Origin of the sequence: Ruegeria sp. SCP10 (assembly GCF_040329495.1) — a bacterium.
Classification (GTDB): domain Bacteria; phylum Pseudomonadota; class Alphaproteobacteria; order Rhodobacterales; family Rhodobacteraceae; genus Ruegeria.
Genome location: NZ_JBDZYF010000009.1, coordinates 28,271 through 41,386 on the forward strand (window position 1 = coordinate 28,271; position 13,116 = coordinate 41,386).

Annotated in this window: 10 protein-coding genes; 8 read left to right on the forward strand and 2 right to left on the reverse strand. The window is 57.8% G+C overall.

The features are described 5' to 3' along the window. Positions 1–3: 3 nt before the first annotated feature. Complete coding sequence (locus tag ABLN87_RS16635; protein WP_353012186.1) at positions 4–1,914, reverse strand: ABC transporter substrate-binding protein; 1,911 nt, start codon at positions 1,912–1,914, stop codon at positions 4–6. Continuing rightward, positions 1,907–3,679 carry an ABC transporter ATP-binding protein gene (locus tag ABLN87_RS16640; RefSeq protein ID WP_353012189.1) on the reverse strand — a complete coding sequence of 591 codons (1,773 nt, stop codon included), beginning with the start codon at positions 3,677–3,679 and terminating at the stop codon, positions 1,907–1,909. The genes ABLN87_RS16635 and ABLN87_RS16640 overlap by 8 nt, the downstream gene beginning before the upstream one ends. Positions 3,680–3,912: 233 nt before the next feature. On the opposite strand from ABLN87_RS16640, the gene ABLN87_RS16645 reads away from it, so the two are divergent. The 8 genes from ABLN87_RS16645 to ABLN87_RS16680 all read left to right on the forward strand — a co-directional run bounded on the left by ABLN87_RS16645 (position 3,913) and on the right by ABLN87_RS16680 (position 13,109). Then, complete coding sequence (locus tag ABLN87_RS16645) at positions 3,913–4,410, forward strand: class I SAM-dependent methyltransferase (protein WP_353012192.1); 498 nt, start codon at positions 3,913–3,915, stop codon at positions 4,408–4,410. Positions 4,411–4,471: 61 nt separating this feature from the next. Continuing rightward, positions 4,472–5,620: an acetate/propionate family kinase gene (locus ABLN87_RS16650; protein ID WP_353012194.1), complete on the forward strand. Its 1,149-nt coding sequence runs from the start codon at positions 4,472–4,474 to the stop codon at positions 5,618–5,620. A gap of 31 nt (positions 5,621–5,651) precedes the next feature. After that, positions 5,652–6,281 carry a glutathione S-transferase family protein gene (locus ABLN87_RS16655; RefSeq protein ID WP_353012197.1) on the forward strand — a complete coding sequence of 210 codons (630 nt, stop codon included), beginning with the start codon at positions 5,652–5,654 and terminating at the stop codon, positions 6,279–6,281. Positions 6,282–6,394: 113 nt separating this feature from the next. Then, positions 6,395–8,797 (forward strand): GcvT family protein, encoded by a 2,403-nt coding sequence (locus ABLN87_RS16660; protein WP_353012200.1) that lies wholly within the window; start codon positions 6,395–6,397, stop codon positions 8,795–8,797. Positions 8,798–8,799: 2 nt separating this feature from the next. After that, entirely contained in the window at positions 8,800–10,344 is a 1,545-nt protein-coding gene (locus tag ABLN87_RS16665; protein WP_353012203.1) for a trimethylamine methyltransferase family protein, read from the forward strand. Beyond that, entirely contained in the window at positions 10,345–11,019 is a 675-nt protein-coding gene (locus ABLN87_RS16670; RefSeq protein ID WP_353012206.1) for a TetR/AcrR family transcriptional regulator, read from the forward strand. Next, positions 11,016–12,320 carry an NAD(P)/FAD-dependent oxidoreductase gene (locus tag ABLN87_RS16675; RefSeq protein WP_353012209.1) on the forward strand — a complete coding sequence of 435 codons (1,305 nt, stop codon included), beginning with the start codon at positions 11,016–11,018 and terminating at the stop codon, positions 12,318–12,320. The genes ABLN87_RS16670 and ABLN87_RS16675 overlap by 4 nt, the downstream gene beginning before the upstream one ends. A gap of 57 nt (positions 12,321–12,377) precedes the next feature. Then, positions 12,378–13,109 carry a hypothetical protein gene (locus ABLN87_RS16680; RefSeq protein ID WP_353012211.1) on the forward strand — a complete coding sequence of 244 codons (732 nt, stop codon included), beginning with the start codon at positions 12,378–12,380 and terminating at the stop codon, positions 13,107–13,109. The last annotated feature ends 7 nt before the right edge of the window (positions 13,110–13,116 follow it).

Here is a 13,116-nt window from a genome sequence, read left to right on the forward strand (position 1 = left end):
CTGTCAGTCGACCAAAAAGAATTCATCTGGACGGTGAACGCCGAAATGCGCGCCGGGTTCCCACGCCCACATCGCGTTTTCGGGGACGTTGCGTAGACGGTTCGATACGACGATAGGCTGCGGCGCGCCATTCAGGATGCCGATGCCATAAAGCTGATCGGCGTGAATCTTCAGCATCTCGGTCCAAACGGCCGCGCGCTCGTCATCCGTGGTGGCGACCTCCCAATCATGGGCCAGATTCATGAGGCGCTCGGCCTCGGGCATATCGGGGGCTTCGCCAACCTCACCACCTGTCTGGTAGAATTGCCCCCATTTTGGCCAGGCGAGGAAAACTTGATCTGTTGGCGCCAGATAGGCCGGCGAGGTATGGGCCTGCGGCAGCCCATCATCCCATCCAAACCAGACCGAAGCCATTGTATTGCCTGCAAAAACCCGGTTCCGCAAGATATCACGGTCAAGCGGGCGCATCACCAGTTTGACCCCGATTTCACGCCACGTATCGGTTACGATCTGCAGCGCATTTTCAACCTCTTGCCGTTCACCTGCAGTTTCGATGATCAGTTCCATCGGGCGGCCATCCGGCAATAGACGGGTGCCAGAGCCGTCGCGCTGGTCCAGCCCGGCCTCATCCAGCAGCGCATTGGCCATATCGACATCGAACGCGGCCCAGGCTTCGGCGTTTTCTTCGCTATAGAAGGGCGAGGCGGGAAGGACGGACATCGCCATTGGCTGCGCCAGTTTGAAGTAAAGCGCCTGATTGATGGTCTTGCGATCTATCGCCAGCGACAGCGCCCGGCGCACCCGCACATCGCGCAGCACCTTCCGCCAGACCTCGTCCGCGTAGTTCAGGTTTGGGTAGATCGCGATTTGCGAGGCGACACCAGTCTTCCATAGAAGGGTTTTGTAGTCGCCGACCTCTTCCCCCTTTTTCAGGATCGATGCATCCCGGAAGGCCAAGCCACGGCCCTGCAGATCGCTCTCACCCGCGTTGGTTTTTGCGGCGACCAGACCGGGGGCGACAATCTCCATCGCGACTATATCGATATAGGGCAATTGCACCCCATTCGAGTCTATGCGGTGATAATAGGGGTTGCGGACAAAGTTGTGGCGGATTTTCTTGCCAGAACTAGCGTTCAACCAAGGCTGCAATGTGGGCAGTTCGTGATTGTCGAACTTATACAGGTTGTCCAGCTTGTTGTGCAGCGCCGCCCAGCTTTTGACCCGGGCGTCGTCGACTAAAAAGGCAAGCTCTTCAGGGTCTGCGTACTTTTCGTGATAGGGTTTCAAGAATGCCGAAGGCCGATAGATGAATGGCGGGCGTGCCTGAGCCAGTGATTGCAGGAAATCCGGATTGGGGTCCGGCCATTCAAAGATCACCGTGGTTTCATCCGGGAAAGAAACTGTGGGCGCATTGCCTTCGACAATCAGGAAATCTGGCGGGCCGGACGGGCTGAGTAACGGATTGTTCGCCACATCTTCCCACCAATACCGAAAATCCTCAGAGGTGAACGCCGACCCGTCGGACCATTTGTGACCTTCCCGAAGCTTCAGGGTGAACTTACGGTTGCCTTCGTTCTCGAACGAGGCCAGCAGATCAGGTACGATGTTGTAATTCGCGTCAAACCCAACCAGTCGTGCATAGCCATAAACGACCATCTGACGGATATCCTTGGACCGGGTCACCATGGTGCGCAAGGTACCGCCCTGGGTTCCGAATTCCCGGCCTTTCGCGGCCAGATCAACGATCAGCGGTTCCTTTGGCAGGCGCTCGGCAATGGGCGGCAGATCGCCGGAATTGACCTCGTTTGACCAGAACTCACTCTCTTGCAAGGTCGGAAGTTCGGCGCTCGCGGCAAAGGGCAAAGCAAAGGCCAACGATGCCGCAAGGATCAGATGGCGAGTGGTCTTAAACATGGCAACGTACCTTATGCCCCGGCTCCAATTCCACAAGTGAGGGTATCACGGTGTCAGAGAAACGAAAGGCTTCATCCCAACTGTCCGGCGCGCCGGCACCCAATGAGACCATTTGCAGGTCAATCGGGCGGTTGATGTCGGGTTCTGGTTGAGCGGCAATCAACGCCTTTGTGTAGGGATGGCGCGGATTGTAGAAAAGGGTCTCGGGCGGGGCTTGTTCCACGATCAACCCCCTGCGCATTACGGCGACTTCATCGGCGATGCGGGCCACGACGGCAAGGTCATGAGAGATAAAGAAATACGACAGGTTCAGACTGTCCTGCAAATTCTCCAAAAGGGTCAGGATCTGCTCCTGAACTGAAACATCCAAAGCCGAGGTCGGTTCGTCACAAACAATCAGTTGTGGATCCAGCATCATGGCGCGGGCAATGGACAGGCGCTGCCTTTGCCCGCCGGAGAACGCATGCGGGTAGCGTTTCAGCATATCCCCGTTCAGCCCCACGCGCTGCAACATCTTGGTGGCCTTATCGCGTTGTTCCGATGTCGACCCGATCCGGTGAATTTCCAGCGGTTCGGTCATCGCATCCTGAATGCGCATACGCGGGCTGAGCGAGCTATAGGGGTCTTGAAACACCATCTGCGCCTTGCGTTGGAACGCCGTGCGCTGGGCGCGGGTCATCTGATGTACGGGGATCGGGTCTTCTTGTGCGGAGGTTTTAAACAGAACTTCCCCGCCGGCGTCTGGCAGCTCCGCCCCCAGGGCGATCCGGGCCGCCGTGGTCTTGCCCGACCCGCTTTCACCTACAATTGCCAGTGTTTTGCCGCGGCCAAGGTTCAGGTCGACGCCACGACAGGCGTGGATTTCCTTGTCGGCCTGCCAGCCTTTGCTGGCCCGCATCGTATAGGTCTTTGAAACACCTTTCATCTGCAGGATCAGGTCTTCATCCGGCATTGGCACCCCGACAGCATCGTTGTCAGGGATCGCGGGGGCGGCATCGAACAACTGCTTGGTATAGGGGTGCGCAGGGGCAGTGAGGATCGGCGCGGCGGGGCCTGCCTCCATCACACGGCCCTTGTGCATCACCACCACGTGTTCGGCCATGTTTGCCACAACGCCAAGGTCATGGGTTACAAGGATCAGCGCCATGCCGGTCTCGCGCTGAAGCTCTTTGATCAGGCCAAGAACTTGCGCCTGAGTGGTCACGTCCAACGCTGTGGTCGGTTCGTCAGCGATCAACAGATCGGGTTTAGATACCATTGCCATGGCGATCATTGCGCGTTGACGCATGCCGCCGGACAGTTCGAACGGATAGGAATCGTAGGCGCGCTGCGGGTCTGGGAAGCCGACGCGTTCGAACTGACTCAATACCTCTTTGCGGGCCTGTGCCTCGGACGCGCCGCGATGCAGCCAGAGAACCTCGCTCACTTGATTGCCGATCTTGTGCAGCGGTGAAAGCGAGCGCATAGGTTCTTGAAAAATCATCGATACCCGGTTGCCGCGAATGCCACGCATTTCGCGCTCGCTGATCTGTGTCAGTTCGGCAGCACCTTTGGAGTCGTTCAGAGTGATTGATCCACTGCGGATCTGTGCGGTCCGGGGCAGAATGCGCAAGGCGGCGCGGCATGAAATGGTTTTGCCAGACCCGGACTCGCCGACCAGCGCCAGGGTCTGTCCGGCATGGACATCAAAATTCACATCTTTGACAACAGATTCACCTGCGCCAAAACCGATGCTCAGGTTTTTGACGGACAACAAAGCATTCATTCGGGTTTTCCACCCGGTTGGCCGCATGTTTGCATCGGCTCTATCAACTCCCCGTGATTTTTTCGACAGTCTCGCGCGGTTCTGCCCATCTAGTCAAACCCGTTCTTGTGCTGAAATGTCGCGGAAATGTGAAACTTGGGGTCTGGCGACTACACAAACACTTGAGCTTTTGTCATCAAAGCCCAATTCGCCTGCTCTTATGCTGGCAGTAGGTATCAAGGAGAGATTTCCCAGTGTCCGAGAATCAAAGCCGACTTGATCTGTTCATCGACCGCATGGTGTCCCAGCGGGCCTGTCTGGATTTTGCCATCGCGCAGACCCAAGATATGGATGGGCCGGTCTTTGAACTTGGGCTGGGGAATGGTCGGACCTACCACCACATGATCCAGTATGTCACCAAGCGCCCGGTCTATGTGTTCGAACGTGCGGTCGCTTCGCATCCGGATTCGACACCGCCCGAGGATCGAGTGATTTTGGGCGATGTCCGCGAGACACTTCCCGCCTCCCTGGATCGGTTCGGCGCGACAGCCAGCCTGATCCATGCTGATCTGGGCGGGCACAACCGTGAAAAGAATGACGCCTTCGCACGGTTTGTCTCACCCTTGATCGAGCCGCTATTGGCCGAAGGTGGCCTAATGGTGTCGAGCGACCGGATGTATTTTGAAACACTTATTGAGCTTCCCTTACCCCAAAGTGCGGTTCCGGGGCGCTGCTTTATCTATCAGCGCTAGGTCTGATCAACCCGGCGTCAGCGCCGGTAGGGTGGCGAGTAGGGCAAACAGGAGGGACGTGATGCAGGCAATCCTGACACTGAACGCGGGAAGTTCGACCATCAAGTTCAGCGTATACCGGGCCGCGTCTGAACCCGAACTGTTGTGGCAGGGGCAGGTCGAAAACCTTGGCCCTGTCGCGCAGCTGGAATTGAAAGGCGATGGGCCGGTTCAGGTGATTGAGATCGGCCCAGCCGACCATGCGGCAGCCGTCGAGGCAATTTTACAAACTGTCGAGCCTTTGTTGGAAACGCACCATATTGTTGGGGTTGGTCACCGTATCGTGCATGGCGGGCAAACATTTGATGGTCCTATTGTTCTGAACGATCATGTCCTTACGCAGCTAGAGGCGCTTTCACCCTTGGCGCCTTTGCATCAGCCCCACAACTTGGCCGCCATTCGCGCCGCACAGGCCGCCTTTCCTCAGGCGGTGCAGGTGGGATGTTTTGATACCTCGTTCCACACAGGACACGCGTTTGTAAACGATACCTTCGCCCTCCCGCGGCGGTTCTACGAAAAGGGCGTTCGGCGTTATGGGTTCCACGGGCTGTCCTATGACTACATCACCGGCAAGCTGCAGCAGGATTATCCCGATCTGGCTGCGGGTCGCGTTGTGATTGCGCATCTGGGGAATGGTGCGTCGATGTGTGCCGTGACCAACGGCGCAAGCGTCGGTTCAACTATGGGGTTCTCTGCGCTGGATGGATTGCCGATGGGAACGCGCTGCGGTCAGCTTGATCCCGGTGTGTTGCTGTATCTGATGCAGCAGGGGCATGGGGTCGAGGCGATCACCCATATCTTGTACAAGAAGAGCGGCCTTTTGGGACTTAGCGGGATCAGCCACGACATGCGTACCTTGCTGGCCAGTGACGACCCGCATGCGCGCGAGGCAATTGACTACTACGTGTTTCGCATCCGGCGCGAGTTGGGGGCAATGGCCGCCATTCTGGGCGGTCTTGATGCCGTGATCTTTTGTGGCGGTATAGGTGAAAACGCGGCCCCAATTCGGCAGCGTGTGTTGCAGGGGATGGAGTTTCTGAACATCCATCTGAATGTTCAGGCCAGTGACAGCAATTCTACGGTCATATCGGATAAGGGTGTTCCGGTGCTGGTGATCCCGACGGATGAAGAACGCGTCATCGCGCGCGCCGTATCCCGGGCGTTGGATTGAGTTGTCGCCCCTACATAAGAGGAAATTCGAGATGATCTTCTACGACTGTTCGACCGCCCCGAACCCGCGCCGAGCCAGAATGTTCATCGCGGAAAAAGGGCTGAAGATCGAAACGCGCGAGGTTTCGATTGCCAAGAACGAACAGTTGGCTGACGCGTTTCTGGCCGTGAACCCTCGGGCGACAATCCCGGTTCTGGTCACAGATGAAGGCGCGGTTCTGACCGAAAACCTGGGGATCGCGGCCTATCTTGAGGCGCGCTTTCCCGAACCACCCCTACTGGGACGCACCCCAGATGAGAAGGGGCAGGTTTTGATGTGGAATGCCATCGTTGAACAACAGGGCGGTATCCCGATCGCAGAGGTTCTGCGCAATACGCACCCGGCGTTCAAGGACCGGGCCATACCCGGACCGACAAACCATCCTCAGATCTCAGAATTGGCCGAACGAGGCAGGACGCGCCTCACCGATTTTTTCACATTGCTTGAGGCGCGATTGCAGGCCAGCCGCTTTGTCGCGGGGGATATGTTCAGTTTGGCGGATATCAGCACGTTTGTGTTTGTGGATTTTGCCCGCGTCATCAAAACACGCATCCCCGAAGGCAACAGCGCCACCCTAGCCTGGTTTCAAAGCGTTCAATCCCGGCCCAGCGCAAGCCTGTAATTTTTGCGCCAAACCGTGCGCCGGCCTGCGGTGATCTGCACTGTACAGAAATGTCTAGACAGAGGTGAACAGTGCCGCTAGCGTCCGCAACGAGTCACTCAAGGGAGGTCGGGATGAAATCACAGTATCGCGTGGTGGTCATTGGGGGCGGCGTCGTGGGCGCCTCGGTTCTGTATCATCTGGCCAAATTTGGCTGGTCCGATGTGGCCATGCTCGAGCGGCGGCGACTGGCCTCTGGGTCATCCTGGCATGCGGCGGGCGGTATCCATGCCTTGAATGCCGATCCAAACATGGCGTCGCTGCAGGCCTATACGATTGATCTGCTTAGCGAGATCGAGAAAGAGTCCGGCCAGAATATTGGCCTGCATATGACCGGCGGCCTGACTTTGGCCGGAACACCCGAGCGCTGGGAATGGTTGCAGGCCAACTACCGCATCTTCCAATCCATCGGTATTGACGATTGCGAGTTGCTGACACCGGAAGAGGCGCAAAGACGTTGTCCGATTATGTCCACTGATGGCGTTTTGGGCGCGATGTGGGCGGACCGCGAAGGTTACATCGACACCACCGGCACGGTTCAGGCTTATGCAACGGCGGCAAAAAAACGTGGCGCGGAATACTATGAGGAAACCAAGGTCGAAAGCCTGACGCAGACGGCGGATGGCTGGGAAGTGGTGACCGACAAGGGCACGATCACCTGCGAACATGTGGTCAACGCCGCGGGCCTGTGGGCCAAGCAGGTTGGCCGCATGGCTGGGGTGGAATTGCCTGTCTCACCGCTCAAGCACCATTATCTGATCACGGATGCCGTGCCTGAGGTCGCAGCAGCGGATTTCGAAATGCCGATGACTGTGGACTTGGAAGGGTTCACTTATATGCGGCAGGACCAGAAAGGCGTTCTGGTCGGCATCTATGAGGTCGACCACGAACACTGGGCCATGGACGGCGCGCCTTGGAACTATGGTGAAGAGCTGTTTCAGGAACAGCTGGACCGCATTGAGAACGAGTTGATGCTGGGCTTCGAACGCTACCCTTCGATCCAGAACGTGGGCATCAAAACCTGGGTGAACGGCGCGTTTACCTTCTCGCCCGATGGCAACCCGCTGGTCGGGCCAGTGCCGGGCAAGCGTGGCTATTGGTCGGCCTGTGCTGTGATGGCGGGCTTCCTGCAAGGTGGCGGTGTTGGCAAAACGCTGGCAGAATGGATGATCCATGGCGAGCCCGAGGCAGACGCATGGCCAATGGATGTCGCGCGCTACGGCGATTTCGCTCAGAACAAACGCTACATCCGCGAAACCACCGGTCAGTTTTATTCCCGCCGGTTTGTGATGACCTATCCAAACGAGCAACTGCCTGCTGGCCGCCCGCTGAAAATGGCCCCGGCGCATGACGCAATGACCGAAGCGGGTTGCAAATGGGGCGTCAGCTGGGACCTGGAAGTGCCGCTTTATTTTGCACCGAAAGGGTTCGAGGAAACACCGACCCTCAAGCGGTCCAACGCGCATGATATCGTGGCCGAGGAATGCAAGGTGATCCGCGAAGGCGTGGGCCTGCTGGACATCTCGGGTTTTTCGCGGTTCGAGGTCACGGGCCCGAATGCCGAAGCATGGCTGAACAAGGTCATGGCCTCGAAACTGCCTGCCCGAGGTCGCGCCAAACTGGCGCCGATGCTGGGTGAGGACGGGCGCCTCAAGGGGGATCTGACCGTTTTGAACTGGGGCGATGGCACCTGGTGGATCATGGGCAGCTATTACCTGCGCGCCTGGCATATGCGCTGGTTCGACAACCACATGATCGATGGGGTGAACATACGCGATCTGGGTGAGGAATACTGCGGCTTCGGCCTGGTCGGGCCGAAATCGCAGGACGTGATCGAGAAACTGGCCGAACAGGATATCTCGGGCCTGAAATTCATGGGCTGCGACGATTTCGATATTGGCCTCGTGCGTGCCCGCGTGGCGCGCATGTCGGTGACTGGCGAAAAAGGGTATGAGATCAACTGCCGCTATGGTGATCACATCAAGCTGCGCAGGATGTTGCTTGAGGCGGGGGCCGATGAAGGCATCCGCGAATGTGGTTTCAACGCGATGCTGTCGACGCGGCTTGAAAAAAGCTTTGGCATCTGGTCGGCGGAATTCACGCAGCTTTACACACCAGGCATGACCGGGATGGATCGTTGGATCGATTGGAACAAGGACTTTGTAGGTAAGGATGCCGCTGTGGCCGAACGCGATGGCAATGGCCCTGCGCAGGTGCAGGTTACGCTTGAGGTCGATGCGCTGGACGCAGATGCCAGCGGGTATGAACCGATCTGGGCGAATGGAGAGCGTATGGGGTTTGTAACCTCGGGCGGTTATGGTCACTACACTGGCAAATCGTTGGCGATGGCTCTGGTTAATCGGGACAAAGCTGAACCGGGTACGGAACTGTCCGTGCACGTGGTCGGCGTCGAGCGCCCCGCCCGCGTGATCGCGCCGTCGCCATATGATCCGCTGGGTAAGGCGATGCGAGGCTGATCATGGTGGCGCAAGACCAAAGGCGTCGACGGCGCGGACGCGGAGCAGAGGCTGCGCCACCCGTTCTGCGGGATGTGAACTATCGTCAACTCAGGAACCCTTTCCCGCAGATGGAGGTGTTCCCGGCAGATCAGATAGCGGACATGCACGAGACCGCGCTGCGCATGCTGCAAGAGCTGGGCGTCAAGGTTTTGCTGCCCGAAGCGCGCCGTATCTTTGCCGCAGGAGGTGCCCGTGTCGACGAAGAGACCGAGATGGTCTTTATCGGGCGCGATATGGTCGAAGCAGCGGTTGCCTCGGCTCCGAAGTCGATTGCCTGCCGGGCGGGGGCACAGCGTCGCGACTTCACGCTGGAACTGGGCTCACTGGTGTTTCAACCGGGGGCCGGGGCCCCAAACGCCACCGATCTGGAGCGGGGGCGCCGGCCGGCGACAGGGCGGGACTATCTTGAGTTTTTGAAACTCACCCATCATTTTGACGTGTTTCAGATGATCTCACCCCAGGTCGAACCGCAGGACGTACCAACCAACCTGCGCCACTATTTCACGACCAAAGCGCAGATGGAACTGACGGATAAGTTTCCGTTCTTCTTCTCGCGTGGCACACCACAGGTGATGGACTGCTTTGAGATGCTGTCTACTGCCCGTGGCTTGGCTGATGACGATTTCCGCAATGCACCACACTGCTACACCATCATCAACACCAACAGCCCACGCACGCTGGACATTCCGATGGCCCAAGGGCTGATCGATTTTGCCAAGCACGGTCAGATGTCGATTATCACGCCCTTTACGCTCATGGGGGCAATGGCGCCGATCACGGTGGCAGGGGCGATTACCTTATCTCATGCAGAAGCGCTGGCGGCGCTGACCCTGACGCAACTGACCAATCCGGGCGCGCCTGTATGCTACGGGACGTTCACCAGCAATGTGGATATGAAATCAGGCGCACCCGCATTCGGGACGCCCTCACATTTCCAGGCTTCGCTAGCGGCGGGACAACTGGCGCGCCATTTAGATCTTCCATGGCGATCCGCGGCGGGGTCGGCGGCGAATGTGAACGATGTGCAGGCGGCCAATGAAAATCAATTCGGCCTGTGGGGCTGTTTGATGGCCGGGGCAACCGTGATTATCCATTCGGCGGGCTGGCTTGAAGGCGGGCTGACTGTATCCTTCGAGAAGCTTGTCTGCGATGCCGAAGTGCTCAACATGGTGGCCGAGCTGTGCGCGGGGGCGCAGGCGGGAACCGCGGAGATCGGCTTTGACACAGCGTTGAGTGAGGTCGAGCCCAGCGGTCATTTCTTTGCCTCAAGCCAGACGATGGAGCGGTACAATACCGAGTTCTATCAGCCTCATGTCCACGATTACGCCAATTTCGGAACCTGGACCGAGCGGGGATCGGTTGACACGAACCATCGGGCAACTGGGGTTTGGAAATCTATTCTGAACGATTTCAAAGCACCGCCAACCGATAGTGACCGTATCGGAGCCCTGCACGAATTTATTGAGCGACGCACTGCCGAGGGCGGCGCACCACCGGAGAGCTGAATGAACACCAAACCGATCCTACACCGGGATGACCCACAGGCCGAACCATTGGTCGGCAATGTCAAAGTCACGCGTGACGACTGGCTGAACGTGGCGATGGATGTGCTGATCTCGGACGGGGTGGATCAGATCAAGGTGCTGAACCTGGCCGAGCGGATGGCTGTGTCACGGTCGTCCTTTTACTGGTATTTCAAGTCGCGACAGGAATTGTTGGACGCGCTTTTGGCGCGCTGGCAGGCGACGAATACTGCGGCCCTGATCAAACAGGCTGAAATCCCCGCTAAGACGATTACCGCGGCGGTCTGTAACGTGCATCGGTGTGTCGTGAATACGGCGCTGTTTGACACTGCCTTAGATTTTGCGGTGCGCGATTGGGCGCGCAAATCCGGCAAGGTGCGTCGCGTTCTGGATCAGTCCGACGCCAAGCGCCTGGCCGCCCTGCACGCGATGTTCGCGCGCTATGGGTATTCCGAGGTCGAAGCCGAAACCCGCGCGCGCGTTCTGTACTACATGCAGATTGGCTATGATCTGGCACAATTGAACGAGCCCATGGACACGCGGATCTCGATGGTGCCGCACTATCTGTATGTATTCACGGGCGTCGACCCGAAACCCGAGGAAGTCGAAGAATTCAGCGCTTATTCGCAGCGCTATTGGAGAGGAGACACCCCATGAGCCAACCAGATGCAATTATCATTGGGACCGGTGTAATCGGTGCCGCGATCGCTTTTGAGATGGCGAAAGCCGGGTGGAAAACCCTGTCGCTGGATCGGAACAGTCAGGCGGGGCATGGCTCGACCGCTGGGTCCTGCGCGATCATCCGCATGCACTATTCGACCTTCGATGGCACGGCCTTTGCCTGGGAGGGTTATCACTATTGGCGTGATTGGGCCGAGTATCTAGGTCTGCCAGCCAATGCCGACCTGGCGCAATTTCGCGAGACGGGGTGTCTGGTCATGAAGACCGATGCCAACGGTATGCTGGAAAAGCATATGGCCAACAGCGCTGATCTGGATTGCCCGTTCGAAGAATGGTCTGCGGACAAGGTTGTTGAAAAACTACCGGTTTATTCTCTGGACAGTTTTACGCCACCAAAACGCATGGACGACCCGGAATTCGGCCAGCCCAATGGTCGCAAGATGCAGGGCGGTGTGTTTTGGCCGCAGGCAGGTTATGTCACCGACCCAGCACTGTCCGCTCAGAACCTGATGGATGCTGCCAAGCAACATGGGGCTCGGGTGCAGACTGGAGCCGAGGTCGTTGAGGTTCTATCCGAAGAAGGTCGTGTAACGGGGGTCAAGCTGGCGTCTGGCGAAGAAATCCACGCCAAGGTTGTCGTGAATGTGGCCGGGCCGGGGTCAGCCATCATCAACAAGATGGCTGGCGTTTTGGATGACATGACGATTGAGACACGACCCTTGCGGCAAGAAGTGGTACATGTGCCCGCGCCCGAAGGGTTCGATTTCGAGAACAATGGCACCATCGTCTCGGACAGTGACATTGCGTGTTACTGCCGCCCGGAACATGGCAACCATATCCTCGTTGGGTCTGAAGACCCTGAATGCGACCCGCATCAGTGGTGCGGGGATGATTTGCACTACAACCGCGATTTCACCGATCAGTGGACCACTCAGGCCATGCGATATGCGCAGCGCGTGCCCAGCCTTGGCATCCCGTCCAAAACCCGCGGAGTGGTTGATCTATACGATGCGTCGACAGACTGGATTCCGATCTATGACAAATCCAGCCTGCCGGGTTTCTATATGGCCTGCGGCACCAGCGGGAACCAGTACAAGAACGCGCCAATTGCGGGCAAGATGATGACTGCGCTGATTGAATATTGCGAAGGTGGGGCCGACCATGATGCCAAGCCGCTGCAGTTCGAATTGCCGTATATCAAGCGCATGATCGATGTGGGGTTCTATTCGCGCAAACGCCCAATCAACGAAGAAAGCAGTTTTTCGGTTCTGGGGTAGCCGACGGGTCCAAACGCACTATGCTCTCGAAAGGTCTGAGCAAACACAGGACCCGAGATGGCACAGTCAGGAAACCGAGTTCTGATTTTGGGCAGTGCGCCAGATGCGATTGAGGCGCGCGCATGGCCCCGCGAGCCCTTTACGCACATAGTGGTGATCAACAACGCCTGGCGTGTGCGCGAGGATTGGGATGTGCTGATCCATCCCGAAGATTTTCCAACGGACAGGTGCCCTGTGCATTTGAAACCTGGGCAAATCATTGTTACGGCCGAGGACTATGTACCTCGGCAGAACCATTATGGCGGCTTTGTTTATGCGGGCGGCACGATGGCCTTTACGGCAGGGTATTGGGCTTTATCAGCCCTTGAGCCCGAGGTTCTTGCGTATTTTGGATGCGACATGGTTTATGCGGGCAAGGGTCAGACCCATTTCTATGGCACGGGCACGGCTGATCCGCTGCGCGATGACGTCACCTTACGCTCGTTAGAGGCCAAATCCGCCCGTCTGGCCCTGTTTGCAGCCGCTCAAAACTGCCGTGTTGTGCGATTGTCGCAAGGGGACAGTCGGTTGGTCTTTCCGTCGTCGCAGTCATCACGGTTGACCTCGGCACCACTACCCGCGACCGCAGGCATGAAGGCGGCTTTGGCTGAAGAAGAACGTTTGGCGTATCACGTGCCATCCGGGCGCTATTGGGAAGAAGCGCAACGTTTTGATGTTGAAAAACTCGACGCTTTGGATCGGATTTGGTTGTCGGCCTATGAGCCCAGACATCTGAAACATGTCGCCTGAAACCGGT

Coding starts and splice junctions, on each gene's coding strand:
- ABLN87_RS16635 (WP_353012186.1), bottom strand. CDS start 1,914: ATGTTTAAGACCACTCGCCATCTGATCCTTGCGGCATCGTTGGCCTTT.
- ABLN87_RS16640 (WP_353012189.1), bottom strand. CDS start 3,679: ATGAATGCTTTGTTGTCCGTCAAAAACCTGAGCATCGGTTTTGGCGCA.
- ABLN87_RS16650 (WP_353012194.1), top strand. CDS start 4,472: ATGCAGGCAATCCTGACACTGAACGCGGGAAGTTCGACCATCAAGTTC.
- ABLN87_RS16655 (WP_353012197.1), top strand. CDS start 5,652: ATGATCTTCTACGACTGTTCGACCGCCCCGAACCCGCGCCGAGCCAGA.
- ABLN87_RS16660 (WP_353012200.1), top strand. CDS start 6,395: ATGAAATCACAGTATCGCGTGGTGGTCATTGGGGGCGGCGTCGTGGGC.
- ABLN87_RS16665 (WP_353012203.1), top strand. CDS start 8,800: ATGGTGGCGCAAGACCAAAGGCGTCGACGGCGCGGACGCGGAGCAGAG.
- ABLN87_RS16670 (WP_353012206.1), top strand. CDS start 10,345: ATGAACACCAAACCGATCCTACACCGGGATGACCCACAGGCCGAACCA.
- ABLN87_RS16675 (WP_353012209.1), top strand. CDS start 11,016: ATGAGCCAACCAGATGCAATTATCATTGGGACCGGTGTAATCGGTGCC.
- ABLN87_RS16680 (WP_353012211.1), top strand. CDS start 12,378: ATGGCACAGTCAGGAAACCGAGTTCTGATTTTGGGCAGTGCGCCAGAT.